Source organism: Kitasatospora sp. NPDC085895 (assembly GCF_040702125.1).
In the GTDB taxonomy this organism is placed as follows: domain Bacteria; phylum Actinomycetota; class Actinomycetes; order Streptomycetales; family Streptomycetaceae; genus Kitasatospora; species Kitasatospora arboriphila.
The window spans coordinates 21,242-39,085 of record NZ_JBFBJY010000066.1 but is presented as its reverse complement, the minus strand read 5'-3'; the positions used below and the strand labels follow the sequence as shown (position 1 = coordinate 39,085).

General features: G+C 74.6%; 10 protein-coding genes and 1 pseudogene. 4 read left to right on the top strand and 7 right to left on the bottom strand.

What is annotated here, in order from left to right; all coding sequences use genetic code 11:
- Nucleotides 1–32: 32 nt before the first annotated feature.
- From typA to AB0442_RS31090, 6 genes are all read right to left on the bottom strand, one after another.
- Entirely contained in the window at nt 33–1,937 is a 1,905-nt protein-coding gene (typA, locus tag AB0442_RS31115) for a translational GTPase TypA (RefSeq protein WP_366166960.1), read from the bottom strand.
- 245 nt (nt 1,938–2,182) lie between these two features.
- Complete coding sequence (locus AB0442_RS31110) at nt 2,183–3,931, bottom strand: ABC transporter family substrate-binding protein (protein WP_366166959.1); 1,749 nt, start codon at nt 3,929–3,931, stop codon at nt 2,183–2,185.
- A gap of 133 nt (nt 3,932–4,064) precedes the next feature.
- A complete protein-coding gene (locus AB0442_RS31105; RefSeq protein WP_366166966.1) occupies nt 4,065–6,467 on the bottom strand; it encodes a SpoIIE family protein phosphatase in 2,403 nt (800 codons plus the stop codon).
- A 639-nt stretch (nt 6,468–7,106) separates the two neighbouring features.
- Nucleotides 7,107–9,860, bottom strand: a complete 2,754-nt coding sequence (locus AB0442_RS31100) for a SpoIIE family protein phosphatase (RefSeq protein WP_366166958.1) — start codon at nt 9,858–9,860, stop codon at nt 7,107–7,109.
- Nucleotides 9,861–10,209: 349 nt separating this feature from the next.
- On the bottom strand, nt 10,210–10,794 hold the full coding sequence (locus AB0442_RS31095; RefSeq protein WP_366166957.1) for a (deoxy)nucleoside triphosphate pyrophosphohydrolase: 585 nt from the start codon (nt 10,792–10,794) through the stop codon (nt 10,210–10,212).
- 126 nt (nt 10,795–10,920) lie between these two features.
- A complete protein-coding gene (locus AB0442_RS31090; RefSeq protein ID WP_366166956.1) occupies nt 10,921–11,733 on the bottom strand; it encodes a methyltransferase domain-containing protein in 813 nt (270 codons plus the stop codon).
- Nucleotides 11,734–11,868: 135 nt separating this feature from the next.
- Between AB0442_RS31090 and AB0442_RS31085 the strand changes: the two genes are divergently transcribed.
- The 4 genes and pseudogenes from AB0442_RS31085 (at nt 11,869) to AB0442_RS31070 (ending at nt 16,299) form a co-directional block, all read left to right on the top strand.
- Entirely contained in the window at nt 11,869–12,453 is a 585-nt protein-coding gene (locus tag AB0442_RS31085) for a pyridoxamine 5'-phosphate oxidase family protein (RefSeq protein ID WP_366166955.1), read from the top strand.
- A gap of 247 nt (nt 12,454–12,700) precedes the next feature.
- Nucleotides 12,701–13,848, top strand: a pseudogene (locus AB0442_RS31080) (dihydrofolate reductase family protein).
- A gap of 87 nt (nt 13,849–13,935) precedes the next feature.
- On the top strand, nt 13,936–14,592 hold the full coding sequence (locus AB0442_RS31075) for an HAD-IA family hydrolase (protein WP_366166954.1): 657 nt from the start codon (nt 13,936–13,938) through the stop codon (nt 14,590–14,592).
- Nucleotides 14,593–14,928: 336 nt separating this feature from the next.
- Nucleotides 14,929–16,299 carry an FAD-binding oxidoreductase gene (locus tag AB0442_RS31070; protein WP_363541291.1) on the top strand — a complete coding sequence of 457 codons (1,371 nt, stop codon included), beginning with the start codon at nt 14,929–14,931 and terminating at the stop codon, nt 16,297–16,299.
- Between the two features lie 27 nt (nt 16,300–16,326).
- Here the strand turns inward: AB0442_RS31070 and AB0442_RS31065 are convergent, their stop codons facing one another.
- Complete coding sequence (locus AB0442_RS31065) at nt 16,327–17,550, bottom strand: serine hydrolase domain-containing protein (RefSeq protein ID WP_366166953.1); 1,224 nt, start codon at nt 17,548–17,550, stop codon at nt 16,327–16,329.
- Nucleotides 17,551–17,844: the final 294 nt, after the last annotated feature.

Sequence of the window (17,844 nt, the reverse complement as noted above, 5' to 3'; positions counted from 1 at the left end):
GGAGCCGGCCGTCGGATGCCGTGCTGCGGGCGTCAGCCCTTCTTGGCGCGCGAGGCGGTGCGGCCGCGCTCCTTCTGGTCCAGGACGACCTTGCGGATGCGCACGGTCTCCGGAGTCACCTCGATGCACTCGTCCTCGCGGCAGAACTCCAGCGACTGCTCCAGCGAGAGCTTGCGCGGCGGGACGATCGACTCGGTCACGTCGGCGGTCGAGGACCGCATGTTGGTGAGCTTCTTCTCCTTGGTGATGTTCACGTCCATGTCGTCGGAGCGCGAGTTCTCGCCGACGATCATGCCCTCGTACACCTCGGTGCCGGGATCGGTGAACAGCACGCCGCGCTCCTGCAGGTTGGTCATCGCGAAGGCGGTGACCACACCGGCCCGGTCGGCGACCAGGGAGCCGTTGTTGCGGGTCGTCAGGGTGCCGAACCACGGCTCGTAGCCCTCGTGGATCGAGTGCGCGATGCCGGTGCCGCGGGTGTTGGTGAGGAACTCCGTCCGGAAGCCGATCAGGCCGCGGGACGGCACCACGAACTCCATGCGGACCCAGCCCGAGCCGTGGTTGGACATGTTGTCCATCCGGCCCTTGCGGATGCCCATGAGCTGGGTGACGGCACCCATGTGCTCCTCGGGCACGTCGACGGTGAGGCGCTCGACCGGCTCGTGGGTCTTGCCGTTGACCTCGCGGGTGACCACCTGCGGCTTGCCGACGGTCAGCTCGAAGCCCTCGCGGCGCATGGTCTCGATCAGGATGGCCAGCGCCAGCTCACCGCGGCCCTGCACCTCCCAGGCGTCCGGGCGCTCGGTGTCCAGCACGCGCAGCGACACGTTGCCGATGAGCTCGCGGTCCAGGCGGTCCTTCACCTGGCGGGCGGTGACCTTGCGGTCGACCTTGGCGCCGGACTTGGCGTCCGCGCCCTTGCCGGAGCCGCCCTTGCCGACCAGCGGCGAGGTGTTGGTGCCGATGGTCATCGAGATGGCCGGCTCGTCCACCGTGATCAGCGGCAGGGCGATCGGGTTCTCGGTGTCGGCCAGGGTCTCGCCGATCATGATGTCGGAGATGCCGGCGACGGCGCAGATGTCGCCCGGGCCCGCCACCTCGGCCGGCTTGCGGGTGAGTGCCTCGGTCATCAGCAGCTCGGAGATGCGGACGTTCTGGATCGAGCCGTCGCGCTTGATCCAGGCCACCGTCTGGCCCTTGCGCAGCTCGCCCTGCTCGACGCGGAGCAGCGCGATGCGGCCGAGGAAGTTGTCGGCGTCCAGGTTGGTGACGTGCGCCTGCAGCGGGGCGGCGTCGTCGTAGGTCGGCGCCGGGACGTGCTCCAGGATGGTGGAGAAGAACGGCTCCAGGCTGGTGGAGTCGGCCGGGACGGTGCCGTTCTCCGGCTTGGTCAGCGAGGCGACGCCGTCACGGGCGCAGGCGTAGACGATCGGGAACTCGATCTGGTCCTCGTCCGCGTCCAGGTCCAGGAACAGGTCGTAGGTCTCGTTGATGACCTCGTCGATCCGGGCGTCCGGACGGTCGGTCTTGTTGATGCAGAGGATGACGGGCAGCCGCGCGGTGAGCGCCTTGCGGAGGACGAAGCGGGTCTGCGGCAGCGGGCCCTCGGAGGCGTCGACCAGCAGGACGACCGCGTCCACCATCGACAGACCGCGCTCGACCTCGCCGCCGAAGTCGGCGTGGCCCGGGGTGTCGATGATGTTGATGGTGATCGGCGCGCCACCGTCCTTGGGGTGGTACTTCACCGCGGTGTTCTTCGCGAGAATGGTGATGCCCTTCTCGCGCTCCAGGTCGTTGGAGTCCATCATGCGGTCGTCGAGCTGCTGGTGGGCGGCGAAGGCGCCGGCCTGCTTCAGCATGGCGTCGACCAGCGTGGTCTTGCCGTGGTCGACGTGGGCGACGATGGCGACGTTACGGATGTCGTTGCGCGTGGGCATGCGGAGCGGAATCTCCCGGTTCGTGGGTTTCGGCGCCCGGCTGCGTGACGCCGACTTGCGATCCCTGTCGATCGCGGCCGCCCGTTCCCGCCTGCTACTACCGGTCCACCCGCCGGGCACACCATGCCACGGCTCCTCCTATGGTACGGGGATTCGTGTCAAGGGCCGAAACCGCCGGTGGCACCGGGTGCAAGATCACATCGCGCCGCGGGACCGGCCGTACCCGTCCGGTGCCCCCGCACCGGTCAGTCCTGCCGGAAGCCGACGTCCTGGTACCGCGGGGTGGTGAAGCCGTACGCGCCGGCGCCGGCCACCCCGTTGCGGACGGCCACCAGGTCGGGGCGGCGGTAGAGCGGGACGACGTCGGCGAGCTGCCACAGCCGGGCGTCGGCCTGCTGGAGCAGGCCCTGCCGGGCGGCCGGGTCGAGTTCGCCGGCGGCGCGGTCCAGCAGCCGGTCGATCTCCGCGGTGCCGCCGCGGCCGTAGTTGCGGCCGACCACCGGCAGGCCGTCCGGGCCGGGCTGCGGCTTGGCGTACAGCGGCCGGGTGTCGGAGGGGTAGGCGCTGGCCGGCCAGGAGAACAGCGCGAGGTCGAAGTCGCCCTTGGCGAGGTGGTCGGTGACGAAGGTGTCACCGGGAACGGGCTTGGCGGCGACGGCGATCCCGGCCGCGGCGAGGTCGGCGGTCAGCGCGTCGGCGGTGCGGCGGGCGGTGGTGGAGCCGTCCGGGATGAGCAGGGTCAGCGCGAGCTCCTTGCCGTCCTTGCTGCGGGTGCCGTCCGAGGAGGCCCAGCCCGCCCGGTCGAGCAGGGTGCCGGCGGCGGCCGTGCCGAGCGCTCCGCTGTTGTCGCGGTAGCCGTCCTGCCCGGCCACCAGCAGGTGGTTGCCGAGCGGGACGGCGCCGAGGCCGAGCGGGCCGAGCGCGGCGGTGGCGGTCTTCTGCCGGTCGACGGCGCGGGCGACGGCCTGCCGGACGGTGGTGTCGGCCAGCGGACCGCGGGCGGTGTTCAGGGTGAGCTGGGTGAAGGCCGCGGCGGGCGCCCGGTGCAGGGTGAGGCCGGGCAGCGTCTCGGCCCGGTGCAGGGCGTGCGCGGAGGCCTCGACCATGGCGGCGGCGTCCGGCGGCGCGGCGGCCGTGGTGCCCTCCGGGACGGCCCGGTCGACGGAGGCGGTGACGGCGGCGATGTCGAGCTCGTCCTTGGCCAGCGCGTCCAGGCGGCCGGCGGCGGGGACGGCCAGGAAGTCGATCTCCTGTGCCTTCGCCGGGTCGCCCCACCAGCGGGGGTTGCGGGTCAGCACGGCGCGGCCGGCGCCCTTGTCCCAGCCGGTCAGCACGAACGGCCCGGCCGAGGTCCGGAAGCCGCCGTCGAGCGGCTGGTTGAAGGCGTCCGCGGTGGCCGTCCGGGCCGCCGGGTACAGCGGGGAGAAGAGCGAGCGCCAGTCCGCGTACGGCTGCTTGAAGACCACCTTCACCTCGTGCGGACCGCTGCCCTGCTCGACGGAGGCGATCGCGTCGTAGCCGGCCGGGCGGTCGCTGCGGAAGGCCGGGTCGGCGCCGGACAGCGCCTTCCACTGGGCGGTGAAGTCTGCGGCCGACAGCGGCGAGCCGTCGCTCCACACCGCGGCGGGGTTGAGCCGGTAGGTGACGGTCTGCGGGCTGCGGCCGGCCGGGGTGGACTCGGCGCCGGCCAGGTAGTCCGGGTCGGGGGTGGCGCGGCCGCGGTCGTCCAGCCGGAACAGGCCGGGCAGCAGGGCGCGGGCGATCAGCTCGGAGTCGGCGTCCGCCGCGGGCTGGTAGACGTTCAGGGTGGCCGGGACGGCGTCGACCGCCCAGCGCACGGTGCCGCCGTCGCGGGTGTGCGCGCGGTCCGCGGCGGTGACGTCGGAGGCGGCGGGGCCGTCCTGGGAGCCGCCCGTGCAGCCGGCGAGGCCGGCGGCCAGACAGAGGGCGGCGGCCGCGGCGGCGGCCCGGTCGGCGGCTCGGCTGGCGCGCATGCGCTCCTCCGTCGGGGTGTGGCCGGCCCGAGGAATCCGGGAATGCCCCAACGAAAGGCCATCGGCCGCGCCCGCCCGGGGCGACACGGCGCCCGGGCGGACAGATCCACCCGGGCGGCGTAGACCCTCGGGATCAGAGCGCCAGTTCGAACCAGACGATCTTGCCGTTGGGGGTGCGGCGGCTGCCCCAGCGTTCGGCGAGCAGGCTGACCAGTTGCAGGCCGCGCCCGCCCTCGTCGGTCTCCTGGGCCCGGCGCTGCCGGGGCTGCGCGTAGCCGTCGTCCCAGACCTCGCAGAGCACCGTGCGGTCCCGCATCAGCCGCAGCCGGATCTCGCCGCGGCCGTGCCGCAGCGCGTTGGTGACCAGCTCGCTGACCAGCAGCTCGGTGGTGTCGACCAGCTCGTCGAGGCCTCGGTTGATCAGCCAGTCGCAGGACCGCTCGCGGGCCCGGCCGACCGAGGTCGGCTCGGCGGGCAGCTTCCAGTCGCCGACCGAGCCCTCCGGCAGGGCCTGGACCTTGGCCATCAGCAGGGCGATGTCGTCCTCGCCGTGGTGCGGGATCAGCTCGTCGAGCACCTCGTCGCAGAGCTGCTCCAGGTGCTTGGAGCCGTGGGTGAGCGCGGCCCGGAAGGCCCGCAGGCCCTCGTCCAGCTGGTGCTTGCGGGACTCCACCAGGCCGTCGGTGTAGAGGCCGAGCACCGCGCCGTCGGGCAGCGTGATGGTGACCTCCTCGAAGGGCTCGCCGCCGACGCCGAGCGGCAGGCCGGGCGGGACGTCGAGCATCCGGGCCGGCTCGCCGGGGCTGAGCAGCGCGGGCGGCAGGTGGCCGGCGCTGGCGAAGGTGCAGCGCTGGGTGACGGCGTCGTACACGGCGTAGACGCAGGTCGCGAGGTAGACCTCGACGCTGCCCTCGCCGGAGGTGCCGCCGGGGTCGCCGTCGCCGAGCCCGCGGGCGATCTCGTCGAGGGCGCCGAGCACCTCCGCCGGGTCGAGGTCGAGCATGGCGAGGGTGCGCACCGCGGTGCGCAGCTGGCCCATCGCGACGGCGGCCCGCAGTCCGCGGCCCATGACGTCGCCGATGACCAGGGCGGTGCGGCTGCCGGGCAGCGGGATCACGTCGAACCAGTCACCGCCGACCTCGGTGTTGTTGTTGCTGGGCAGGTATCGGCGGGCGATCTCCAGGCCGGTGGCCGCCGGGTTGCCCGGGGGCAGCAGGCTGCGCTGGAGGATCAGCGCGCGCTCGTGCTCGCGCCGGTAGAGCCGGGCGTTGTCGATGCAGACGGCGGCGCGGGCGACGAGTTCCTCGGCGATGGCGACGTCCCGCGCGTCGAAGGGCTCGGAGCCGATCGCCCGGGAGAGCTGGACGAGGCCGAGCACCTGGTCGCGGGCGACCAGCGGGACGACCAGGGTGGAGCGCAGCAGCGGGTCGGGGCCGGGCTGCGGGACGACGCTGCGGCCGGTGCGCAGGGCGCGGGCGTGCGGGGAGCGCGGCGGGTAGCAGAGGGTGCCGCCGGCCTCGGCGACCGGGACGGCTCCCAGGCCCTCGCCGAGCACCGAGGAGGCGCCGCCGACGACGCTGGAGACGGCGACGCGGCGCAGTTCGCCGGAGCCGTCGAGCAGGCCGGGGCCGCCGGAGAGCGGGCCGGAGTCGCCGGAGAGGAGCGCGGTGTAGAGGTCGACGGTGGCGAGGTCGCAGAACTGCGGGACGATCACGTCCAGGAGTTCCTTGGCGGTGGTCTCCAGGTCGAGGGTGGACCCGATGTGGGTGCTGGCCTCGTTGAGCAGGGCGAGGCTGCGGCGGACGCCGGCGGCCTCGCGTTCGGCGACGTGCCGGCTGGTGACGTCCTGTACCTGGCCGGCCACGCCGAGCGGGGCGCCGCCGGGGCCGTTCAGCCGGAACAGGGCGGCGGACCAGCGGCGGCGGCCGTCGCGGGTGCCGGCGGCGGGGACGCCGCCGGCGAAGCGCAGGTCGAGGATCGGCTCGCCGCCGGCCAGCACCTTGCGCAGGGCGACCTGCAGCCGCTCGGCCTCGCCGGGGGCGAAGAGCTCGGCGGGGGCGAGGCCGGGGAGGTCCTCGGGGTCGCGGCCGACGCAGGCGGCGAAGGCCGGGTTGACCCGTCGCAGGCGCAGGTCGGGGCCGAAGAGGAAGAAGCCGGTCGGGGTCTGGCCGAAGACCGCCTCGGAGGCGGCGAGTCCGTCCTCGACGGTGCGCAGCCGGCCGACGTCGACGGCGAGGCAGGTGGCGCCGGCGGCGGGGCCGCTGTCGACGGGCATCAGGTAGAGCTCGGCGAGGCCTTCGCCGCCCGCGGTGTCGCGGTAGGGGGTGGTGCCCGTCCACTCCTCGCCGGCGAGGACGCGTTCGAGGCGGGCGCGGCCGCGCTGCCAGTGCTCGCGGGGGACGAGGGTGGTGATCGGGTCGGCGCCGAGGGCGTCGCCGGCGGGTACGCCGAAGAATTCGGCGGCGCGGCCGCTCCAGTGACTGATCCGGCCGTCGGGGCCGATCGCGAAGGTGGCGACCCGCAGGTAGCCGTAGATCGAGCCGGGTTCGCCGGGGCCGCGACCGCCGGCGTCGCCGCGGGGGGCGACGCCCTCGTCGTCGGGTGCGCCGGGCTGTCCGGGCACGGCGGCATGACCGCTGCTGCTCGGCGCCTGCGGCGCCGGAATGCTGTTCAACGGACCGACCCCTCCAACCAGTGCCCATCCGGATGTCGAGAAGACCGAGTATTCATCATCCGGGTGCGAGCGCACACGCCCCCGAGCATCACAACATCGAATCGGGGGAGGCCCGCGCGGTGCTCCTTACCCGGCCGTCGCTGTTCGAACCGGCCTGGCCTGCACGGATCGGGCGGTTCGGTCAAGAGCCGGGTCGGACATGGCTGCGTCGTGCACGGATCTGGCAGGATCGATCCGCCGTGTGTCTCGAAAACGCCTACGGATTCGGGCATTTCATCACATGACACAACATCAGCGCCAGCCTGCCGGAACACCCGTCCCGCGGCGTTCCCCCGCAGGTCGCGCGGCGGCTGCGGAGGTGTCGCCCGGGAGCCCGGGGAATCGCGCGGAGCGCACGCCGAAGTCGGAAAAGTCAGACTTTATGGGTCCGCCTGCCGGACGCCGTCGCCACCGTCCGCACCGGCACGCCTGCGCCGCGCACGGCCACCGCGGGCGACCGTCCTACTCCTCCGAGTAGTCGCCCTCGGGGTCGTCCGGGGAGAGCTCGAACCAGACGACCTTGCCCATGCCCTCGGCCCGGGCGCCCCAGCGCAGCGCGAGGCGGCGGACGAGCTCCAGGCCGCGGCCGCCCTCGTCGGCCTCGGCGGCGTGCCGCTCGCGGGGCGGGTCGGGCAGCGGGTCGCTGATCTCCACCAGCAGCATCTCGCCGAGGGTGAGGCGGACGCCGATCGGTGCGCTGGCGTACCGGACGGAGTTGGTGACCAGCTCGCTGACCAGCAGTTCGGCGGTGTCGGTGAGGTGCCCGGCGCCCCATTCGGCGAGGGTGCCGCGGACGAGGCGGCGGGCCCGGGAGACGGCGGTCGGCTCGGCGGGCAACGTCCAGCCGGCCGTCGGGGTGCCGGCCTCGCCGTGGCTGAGCCGGGCGAGCAGCAGGGCCACGTCGTCGGGCTCGCGGCCCTGTTCCATGGTGCCGAGCACGGCCTCGCAGGCCTGCTCGATGGAGGCGTAGGGCTGTTCCAGCACGCTGATCAGCCGGCCGAGGCCGACGTCGAGGTCCTTGTCCCGGGACTCCACCAGGCCGTCGGTGCACAGGGCGAGCAGGGCGCCCTCGGCCACGTCCAGCTCGACCGATTCGAAGGGCACGCCGCCGACGCCGAGCGGGGCGCCGGAGGGCAGGTCGAGGACCTGGCCGACGCCGCCGGGCAGCGGGCCGCCGGCGGCCGGGGCAGGGCCGTCGCCGTCCTTGGGCACCACCAGGACGGGCGGGATGTGGCCGGCCTTGGTGACGGTCAGCCGTCGCCGGACGGGGTCGAAGACCGCGTACACGCAGGTGGCGAGGAGCGCCTCGTCGGGGCCCTGGGCGAGGTCGTCGGCCAGCTCGTGGACGTGCCGCAGCAGGATCTCCGGCGGCAGGTCGAGGGCGGCCAGCACGCGGACGGCGGTGCGCAGCCGGCCCATGGTGGCGGCGGCCCGCAGGCCGTGGCCCATGACGTCGCCGACCACCAGGGCGGTGCGGTCGCCGGGCAGCGGGATCACGTCGAACCAGTCGCCGCCGACCTCGGTGCCGCTGCTGCCGGGGACGTAGCGGTAGGCGACCTCGACGCCGGTGGGCTGCGGAACCTGCTGGGGCAGCAGGGTGCGCTGCAGGGTGAGGGCGGCGGTCCGCTCGCGGGCGTAGAGGCGGGCGTTGTCGAGGGAGCTGCCGGCCCGGTCGGCGAGTTCGACGGCGAAGGCCAGGTCGTCGCGGTCGAAGCCCTCCCGGTAGCCGGCCCGGCTGACCACCAGCAGGCCGATGACGATGCCGCGGGCGCGCAGCGGGACGACCAGCCGGGAGTGCACGCCGAGCTCGTGCGCCGCCTGGGCCTTCGGGTCGCCGGGGTAACTGAGGTCCTCGGACTCCTCCTTGCCGCTGAGCAGCTCGGGGATGCCGGTGCGCAGCACCCGGCCGAACGCGGACTCCTCGGTGAAGGTGATCCGGGCGCCGCGGCGGAGCATCACCTCGACCTCCGGGCCGTCCTGGACGGAGGCGGTGCCGAGCTGCAGCAGGGAGGTACGGCGGTCGTGGCCGTGCCGGGGCAGGTCGTCGCCGTGCGCGACGGCCTGCAGCAGGATGACGGCGGAGTAGTCGGCGAGCCGGGGCACCACGGCGCCGGCGAGCTCCTGGGCGATCCGGGAGGCGTCGAGGAGGTCGCCGATCCGGGAGCCGAACTCGTTCAGCAGGGAGAGCCGCCGGCGGGCGTGCTCGACCTTGGAGACGGCCCGGTAGCGCTCGGTGACGTCCATGACGGTGCCGGAGATGCCGAGCACCCGGCCGGCCCGGTCGGTCATCCGGCTGTAGGAGATCGAGCGGAAGCCGGAGCGGGCGGTGACCGGTGCGGCGAGGGTGACGTCGATGACCGGCTCGCCGGTGGCGAGGACCTGCCGCTGGATGGCGGTGATCTCGTCGGCGGCCCGCTCGGGGAGGGTCTCGCCGGTGGTGCGGCCGACGTGGTCCTCCATCGGGACGCCGTTCATCTCGGCGAGGGTGCTGTTGACGGCGGTGTAGCGCAGCTCGGTGTCGAGGACGGCGATGCCGAGCGGGGACTGCTCGAAGAGCGCGTCGCGGATGGCGAGGTCGCGTTCGACGGCGGCGACGGTACGGGCGTCGGCGAGCGCCACCTGGAGGAAGGGCGTGCCGTCGCCGTCGACGAGCAGTGAGATCCGCACCTCGACGGGGACGTTCACCCCGTCCCGGTCGGAGAGCCGGGTGATGCCGTGCCAGCTGCCGATCCGCAGCGTCTCCTCGATGGCCAGCCGGGCCTGGCCGATCAGCTCGGGGTCGCCGATCAGCTGGTCGATCCGGCGGCCGACCAGGAGCTCGCTGGGCCAGCCGAGCATGTCCTCGGCGGCGGGGCTCCAGAGCACCACCCGGCCGGAGGTGTCGAGGATCGCGATGGCCACCTTGACGACGTCGAAGAGGCTGCCGCGGGCCGGCTCGGCGACCTTGGCGCCGGCGGCGGGGGTGCCGGGGAACGGCAGGATCGGGCGGCCCCGGGGCGAGGCGTTGGGCGGGATGTCGCGGGGCTGCGGTCCGGGCCGGGTCTGCTCGACGGGGCGGGCGCGGCCGCCGCGGCGCAGCCGGGCGCGGGCGGCGGCGCTGCCTGCTGCGGCGCCGGCGGTGCGGCCCGGCACGCCGGGGGTGGCCGTGCGCTGCGATCCGCGCCGGGGGAGGCGACGGGCCCGCCGCTCTCCCCCGCCGTTTCCCGTGGTCGACACCGACGGCGCCTCCGGCTCGTGGGCTGGGCACCGCGGCCGGGGCCGGGTGCGGGAGGGGTCGGCGGGGCGCCGCCGCGCCCCGCCGATCCCGATGAATTCTGCCGAACTGTGACATACCCCATGCAATGGGTTGATATCCCGGCAAGCGGGTCGACTTTCCGATTCGGCCGCGATCCGGCGGCTGCGGTTCGGCTGCGTGGAGCAATCGGTGGCGGAACGGCCCCACCGGTCCCGTACCCGGTCCGGGGGCGACTCAGCCCCGGACCGGCCGACTCCGGTCGGCGGGCCCCGGGGTGCGCCTCGGGGCGGCCCCCGGGGTGGGCCACGGCCGGCCGGGCCGGCTGCGGGCTCAGTCCTCGGCGAGCAGCGCGGCGACGTGCGGGAGGACCTCGCGGTCGTGGGCGAGCCAGTCGACGTCGTCGAGTTCGCCCGGGCCGAGCCAGCGCAGCTCGGAGTGGTCGGCGAGCGCGCGGGGCTCGCCGGAGAGCAGTTCTGCGGCCCAGATCCGCAGTTCCAGGCCGGCCCGCACCGACCAGCTGCCGGGCAGCGGGCGCAGCGCGCGGGCCCGGATGCCGAGCTCCTCGGCGAGTTCGCGTTCCAGGGCCTGCTCCTGGGTCTCGCCGGGTTCGGCCTTGCCGCCGGGGAACTCCCAGTAGCCGGCGACCTCGGGGGGCGAGTTGCGGCGGGCGGCGAGCACCCGGCCGCGGTGCACCAGGGCGCCGCCGACCACGTACCGGACCTCGGGCCGCTTCGGCTGCGGGGTGTCCGTTCGCTGCGGGGCGCGGGGTTCGACGGCCTCGACCCAGTACAGCTGCTTGTGGCCGCGGGCCTCGAACTCGGCGGCGAGCGCCTCGGCCTCGGCCCGGCCGAGCCCGGTGGCGACGAGGTAGCGGTTGCCGTTGTCGTCCTGTCGCATCACCCGGTGATCGTCCATGCCGCCACCGTAACGGGCCCGGCCCGGTGGGGGACAGGCCGGACCCGTGCGCCGACCGTAGGCCACCATTGCTACCGGCCGGTACGGGCGCGGTTAACGGTGGGTAAGACGGCCACGCACCGCCGCTCAGCGGCGGGCGAGCAGTTCGCCGTGCAGGACGGCGAACCAGCCGTCCGGGTCGGCGGCCCAGCGGCGCCAGCCGGCCGCCATCCGGGCCAGGTCTCCGGCGTCGGCCAGGCCCTCGGCGAGGGCCGTGGCGGCGGTGGCGGACCTCTCGGTGCGCTCGGCCCAGGTCTCGCCCCACCACTGCCGCCGTTCCGGGTCGGCGAAGGTCCAGCTGCCGGAGCCGGCGGTGAGGTCGGTGAACCCGGCAGCGCGGGCCCAGGCGCCCAACCGGCGGCCGGCGTCGGGCTCGCCGCCGTTGGCCCGGGCGATCCGCCGGTACAGCGCGGACCACTCGGCCAGCTCCGGGAGCTCCGGGTACCAGGCCATCGCGGCGTAGTCGGCGTCGCGGACGGCGACCAGGCCGCCGGGTGCGGTGACCCGGCGCATCTCGCGCAGGGCGGCCACCGGGTCGGCGACGTGCTGGAGCACCTGGTGGGCGTGCACCACGTCGAACGCGCCGTCGGCGTACGGCAGCCGGTGCACGTCGGCGACCTCGAAGACCACCGTGCCGATCCCCCGTTCCGCGGCGTGCGCGGCGGCCTGCGCGAGCACCTCGGCGGAGGTGTCGACGGCGACCGTCCGGCCGTCGGGGCCGAGCCGTTCGGCCAGGTCTGCGGTGATCGTGCCCGGCCCGCAGCCGACGTCCAGCAGCCGCTGCCCGGGGCGGAGTTCCGGCAGCAGGTAGGCGGCGGAGTCCGCGGCGGTGCGACTGCGGTGCGAGCGCAGTACGGACTCCTGGTGGCCGTGGGTGTAGGCGGCCCGACGGTTCGTCATGTTCGGCTCCTCTCGGCTCCTCACGATGCCGCCGAGCGTAGACCCGTCTCGCTTGACGAGAAATATCGTCCCATCATTCAAGATGATGGGGCGTCGGCGTGGTCACCGCAGGGGCCGTGCGATGACAATCGGAGCATGGGAAAGACGTACGAACGCATCGACGGCCGGCTGCGCACCTTCATCGAGAGCCAGCCGGTCTTCTTCACCGCCACCGCTCCGCTGGCCGGCGACGGGCACGTCAACCTGTCCCCCAAGGGCCGCGCCGGCACGCTCGCCGTCCTGGACGAACTCACCCTGGCCTACCTGGACTTCGGCGGCAGCACCGCCGAGACCCTGGCCCACGTGCGGGAGAACGGCCGGATCACGCTGATGTGGTGCGCCTTCGACGGGCCGCCGACCGTGGTGCGGGTGCACGGCCGCGGCGAGGCCGTCTTCCGCGACGACCCGCGCTTCGCCGAGCTGATCGGGCACTTCGACCCGGCGGCGGACGGCTCCGCGCTGCGGGCCGTGGTACTGGTGCACGCCGAACGGGTCAGCGACTCCTGCGGGTTCGCCGTGCCGTTCATGGACTATCGCGGCGACCGGGAGCTGCACGCCCAGTACTTCGACCGCAAGACCGACGAGGAGTTCGGCGTCTACTGCGAGGGCAAGGAGTACGTCGGCACCAGCATCGACGGCCTGCCCGCACTGCCGCTGCCGCTGCCGCCGCGGACCGGCTGAGGCCCGCGGCGGCAGCGGCGGCGGATCGGTTCAGGGTGAACCAGATGGAGCGGGACTTCCACTCCGGGTGGGTGAGGTCCTCGGCCTCGGCGCCGTCGGCGTAGAGGTCGGCGGCGCCGTCGTCGGTGATCAGCTGGGCGCGGCCGCCCGGCGCGGTGAGGTCCGGCACGTCCCCACGGCCTCCGGTCACCTGGTCGTACGGGCGGTGACCGTACGGTGGAGCGGTAGCCGACAGATCGGAGACCCCGTGTCCCGCCGCCCGTACGTCCTGCTGAGCGCCGCCGTCTCCCTCGACGGCCACCTCGACGACGCGTCACCGGAGCGGCTGCTGCTCTCCAACCCGGCGGACTTCGACCGGGTGGACGAGGTCCGGGCCGGCTGCGACGCCCTGCTCGTCGGCGGCACCACGCTGCGCCGCGACAACCCGCGACTGCTCGTCAACTCGCCCGAGCGGCGGGCCCGACGCGTCGCGGACGGCCGCCCGGAGTACCCGCTGAAGGTCACCCTGACCGCGAGCGGCGGCCTCTCGCCCGCACTCAACTTCTGGCACACCGGCGGCGCCAAGGCCGTCTACACCACCGACGCCGCCGCCCCCGCACTGCGCGGCGCGCTCGACGGGCTCGCCGAGGTCGTCGCGCTCGGCGGCGAGGTCGGGCTCGGCGCCCTCCTCGACGACCTGGGCGGCCGCGGCGTGCGGCGGCTCATGGTCGAGGGCGGCGGCAGCATCCACACCCAGTTCCTCGCCCAGGGCCTCGCCGACGAACTCCAGCTCGCCGTCGCCCCGCTGCTGGTCGGCCAGAGCGGCGCGCCCCGCTTCCTCGGCCCGGCCGACTACCCGGGCGGACCCGCCCGGCGGATGCGGCTGCTGGAGGCCCGTACGGTGGGCGACGTCGTCCTGCTCCGCTACGCCCCGAAGGAGTCCACCCCGTGACCAGCGAAGCCGCCCCCGGCACCGACCTGTACTGGCTCGCGCGCGCCGTGGAGCTCTCGCGCCGCTGCCCGCCCTCCGCGACGGCCTTCTCGGTCGGCGCGGTGGTCGTCGGCGCCGACGGCGAGGTGCTCGCGGAGGGCTACAGCCGCGAGGTGGACGAGAGGAACCACGCCGAGGAGGCCGCGCTCGCCAAGCTGCCGGCCGGCGACCCGCGGCTGCGCACGGCCACCGTGTACAGCTCTCTGGAGCCGTGCGGGCAGCGCGCCTCGCGGCCGCGCACCTGCGCCCAGCTGATCATCGCGGCCGGGGTGCCGCGGGTGGTGGTCGCCTGGCGCGAGCCGGACCTCTTCGTGCAGGCCTGCCAGGGCACCGCGCTGCTGGAGGCGGCCGGGGTGGAGGTCGTGGAGCTGCCGGAGCTCGCCGGGCCGGCCCGCGAGGTCAACGCGCACCTGCTGGGCGGCTGATCCGGCCCGGGCGTCCGTCCCGGCCCGCTTCGGCGGCACTTTTGTATCCTGGAGAGACAAACAGCCGTTTCCGAGGAGCCGCCCCGCATGACCGCCACGACGCTCACCACCCGCGCCCTGCTGCTCGACATGGACGGCACCCTGGTCAACTCGGACGCGGTGGTCGAGCGGTGCTGGCGCCGCTGGGCGGCCCGGCACGGCCTCGACGGCGACGCCGTCATGCGCGTCGTGCACGGCCGCCAGGGCCACCTGACCATGGCCGTGCTGCTGCCCGACCGTCCGATGGAGATCAACCTCGCCGAGAACCGGCAGCTGCTGGCCGAGGAGACCGCCGACACCTACGGCGTCGTCCCCGTCCCCGGCGCCGAGGCCTTCCTCGCCGCGCTCCGCGGGCAACCGCACGCCCTGGTGACCTCCGCCGACGAGCCGCTGACCCGTGCCCGGATGGGCGCCGCCGGACTCCCGCTGCCGCAGACCATGATCACCGCCGGCTCGGTCGGCGCCAGCAAGCCCGACCCGGAGGGCTTCCTCAAGGGTGCCGCCGCCCTCGGCTTCGCCCCCGCCGACTGCCTCGCCTTCGAGGACTCCGAGGCCGGCATCACCGCCGCCCTCGCCGCGGGCATGCCCGTGGTCGGCATCGGCCCGCGTGCCCTGCCGCACCCCGCCACCGTGCACGCCGAGGACCTGGAGCAGGTCGCGGTCGCCCCGCAGCCGGACGGCTCGCTGCGGATCACCGTCGGCTGAGCCCGGCCGCCCCGGGGCGCCCTCCCGTGCAGCACCCGGGTGCCGTCCCGGTGCGTCACCTCCCGGCCCGTCACCGCCCGGTGCGAGGCGGCCAGTTCCCCGGGGGGAGGCGCGATCCGGAACGGCGGCGCTCGGCGGCAGGGCGATTCCCCCTGACGATCCGCGGCCGTCGTCCGCACCTCGCTCCGAGCCTTGCTCCCACCCGGCGGGCGCCCGCGCCCGCCGGGTGGGGTGCGCCCGCGAGTCGTACCGTGGAGGGAGGCCGACCGGGATCGTCGGCCCTCGCTCCGTGCCCGGTCCGGCCCAGGGGGTCGGCACGGTCAGGAGCTTCTTGTCATGGGCAGCAAGACGATCGAGGAACTGGCGGGCGCCCTCCACGGGAGTGTGGTCGGGCCCGGCGACGAGGACTACGACGAGGCCCGCAGGGTCTACAACGCGATGATCGACCGCAAGCCGGCAGCCGTGGTGCGCTGCGCCAACGCCGGCGACGTGATGGCGGCGGTCGACTTCGCCAGGAACAACGGAATGCCGCTGGCCGTCCGCGGCGGCGCGCACAGCGTCCCCGGGTACGGCACCTGCGACGGCGGCGTGGTCGCGGACCTCACGGGCATGCGCGGCGTCCGGGTCGACCCCGTCCGCCGCACCGCACGGGTCGAGGGCGGCGCCACGCTCGGCGACCTCAACGCGGCCACCTACCCCTTCGGGCTCGCCGTCACCGGCGGCATCATCTCGACCACCGGCGTCGGCGGCATCACCCTCGGCGGCGGAATCGGCTACCTGGCCCGCAAGTTGGGGCTCACCTGCGACAACCTGCTGTCCGCGGACGTGGTGACGGCCGACGGCCGGCTGCGGGTCGTCAACGAGAAGGAGGAGCCGGACCTCTTCTGGGCCCTGCGCGGCGGCAGCGGCAACTTCGGCGCGGTCACCTCCTTCGAGTTCGGGCTCAGCCCGGTGAAGGACGTCTTCGGCGGCCCGATGCTCTTCGAACTGGAACACGCCGAAGCCGTCCTGAAGCGCTACCGCGAGTACATCGAGGAGGCACCGGAGGACCTCGGCGTCTTCCCCGGCTTCCAGATCGCCCCGCCGCTCCCGTTCATCCCGGAGGACCGGCACGGCGACACCTTCGCCCTCGTGGTGGCCTGCTGGGCGGGCCCGATGGAGGAGGCCGAGGCGGCGATCCGGCCGATGCGCGAGGTCGCGCCGCGGGTCGCGGAGATGGTCGGCCCGATGCCGTACCCCGCGCTCAACAGCGCCTTCGACCCGCTGGTGCCGCCGGGCCTGCAGCACTACTGGAAGGGCGTCTTCTCGACCGAGCTCACCGACGACGCGATCACCGCCCACCTGGAGCACGGGCCGAAGGTGCCGGCCGTGAACTCCACGATGCACATCTACTCGATCAACGGGGCGTGCCACCGGATGGCACCCGGGGCCACCGCCTTCGCCCACCGCGAGGCCACCTTCGCCACCGTGATCGCCGGGATGTGGCCCGACCCGGCCGAGAACGACGCCAACGTCGCCTGGGTGCGCGACTACTACGCCGCGGTCGCCCCGCACTCCGAGGCCGGCGGGTACGTCAACTTCATGGCCGACGACGACCAGCACCGGGCCGCCGACAACTACGGCTCCAGCTACGCCCGGCTGGTGGAGGTCAAGCGGGCCTACGACCCCGGCAACCTGTTCCGGGTCAACCACAACATCAAGCCGTAGCCGGGTCGGCGGCCGGGGCCGCGGCCGTCAGCCGAAGACGGCGCCGGCCAGCTGCATGATGACCGGGGTCTCGGCGCCGTCCAGGCCGGTCGGGTTGAGCGAGTAGACCACCGTCCGGGAGAGGTCCCGGGTGGCGAACACGCCGTTCGTCCAGCCCGGCCGGGAGCCGGTCTTGCCCCAGATCTCCACGCCGCCGACCTTCGTCCGCTCCAGGCCCATGCTCATGCAGGCCCGGCCGGCGTCCGGCCCGGTCTCGCAGTGGCTGCTGTGGTGGGTCGGCACGTCGGGAACGGTGAACAGCGCCTCCTGCTGGGCGGGCGGCAGCAGGCGGCCGCGGAACAGCGCGGTGACGAAGCGGTCCAGGTCGGCGGCGCTGGAGATCAGCCCGCCCTCCGCCCACGGCCAGGGGCTCTGCTCGGTCACGTCCACCTGCCGCGGGGTCCCGTCCGGGCCGGGCACGGTCAGCCGGGGGCGGGCGGCCGGGTGCCGCAGCGCCGGGTCGTCCGCGGCCGGCACCGAGGTGTCGTGCAGCCCGAGCGGGCGGACGATCCGCTGCTGCACCTCGTGCGCGTAGTCGTGCCCGGTGACCTGCTCGACCAGCAGGCCGGCCACGAAGGTGTTCATGCCGTTGTACTGCTGCGCGGTGCCGGGCACGAAGGCCATCTCCTGACCGTCCATGGTGGCCACCACGCGCTCCGGCGACCAGGACTCGAAGCGGTGGTCGACGAACCACGCGGCCGTGCCGTCGCCCCACGGGCCGTCGGCGCCGTTCGGGAGCCCGCTGGTGTGGTTCAGCAACTGCCCGACCGCGATCGGCGGGAAGGAGGCCGGCAGCAGGCCGGGCAGGTAGTGCTGGACGGGGGTGTCGAGGTCGAGGCGGTGCTCGGCGGCCAGTTGGAGCACCACCGTCGCGGTGAACACCTTGGAGATCGAGCCGATCCGGAACCGCCCGTCGGCGTCCGGGGCCCGGCCGGTGGCCGGGTCGCCGATGCCGCCCACCGCGTCCAGCCGGCCGGCCCGTCCGGAGACGTGCACCAGTGCCCCGGACACCTCGGAGGTCGGCAGCCCGGCGAGCACCCGGCGGACGGCCGCCCGGTCCAGCGGCGGCACCGCCGCGTCCTGCCGCACCACGGCCGCCGGCCCGGAGGCGGCCGAGGCGGGTCCGGCCGCGGTGCCCACCGCCAGTGCGGCGAGCACCGCCCCGGCGGCGGCGACGGCGGTCCAGCGGGTACGGCGCACAACAGCGGTCACGGCGGCATCTCCTGATGGTTCGTCGGCACGGGCCGGTCCGCCCGGCCCCGCACAGGAGTCTGCCGAAACCGGCCCGCCGATCCATCGGGGACGAACCCCCACCCGCCCCCGATCCCGCACCCGGGACAACCCCGACCCGGGCGCCCCTCCGGGTCGGGGGACCGGCGAAGGGGCCGCCCCCGGAGGAGCCGACCCCTTTCGAGCCGCGTGCCCGCCACGTACCGACGCGGCGCCGGACGGTCAGACGTTGAAGCGGAACGTTCGGCATTCGCCTCCCTCCCCAGTATTCCCAAG

Excerpts from the sequence above, each read along its gene's own strand:
- typA (WP_366166960.1), bottom strand. The coding sequence starts at position 1,937 with ATGCCCACGCGCAACGACATCCGTAACGTCGCCATCGTCGCCCACGTC.
- AB0442_RS31110 (WP_366166959.1), bottom strand. The coding sequence starts at position 3,931 with ATGCGCGCCAGCCGAGCCGCCGACCGGGCCGCCGCCGCGGCCGCCGCC.
- AB0442_RS31095 (WP_366166957.1), bottom strand. The coding sequence starts at position 10,794 with ATGGACGATCACCGGGTGATGCGACAGGACGACAACGGCAACCGCTAC.
- AB0442_RS31090 (WP_366166956.1), bottom strand. The coding sequence starts at position 11,733 with ATGACGAACCGTCGGGCCGCCTACACCCACGGCCACCAGGAGTCCGTA.
- AB0442_RS31085 (WP_366166955.1), top strand. The coding sequence starts at position 11,869 with ATGGGAAAGACGTACGAACGCATCGACGGCCGGCTGCGCACCTTCATC.
- AB0442_RS31075 (WP_366166954.1), top strand. The coding sequence starts at position 13,936 with ATGACCGCCACGACGCTCACCACCCGCGCCCTGCTGCTCGACATGGAC.
- AB0442_RS31070 (WP_363541291.1), top strand. The coding sequence starts at position 14,929 with ATGGGCAGCAAGACGATCGAGGAACTGGCGGGCGCCCTCCACGGGAGT.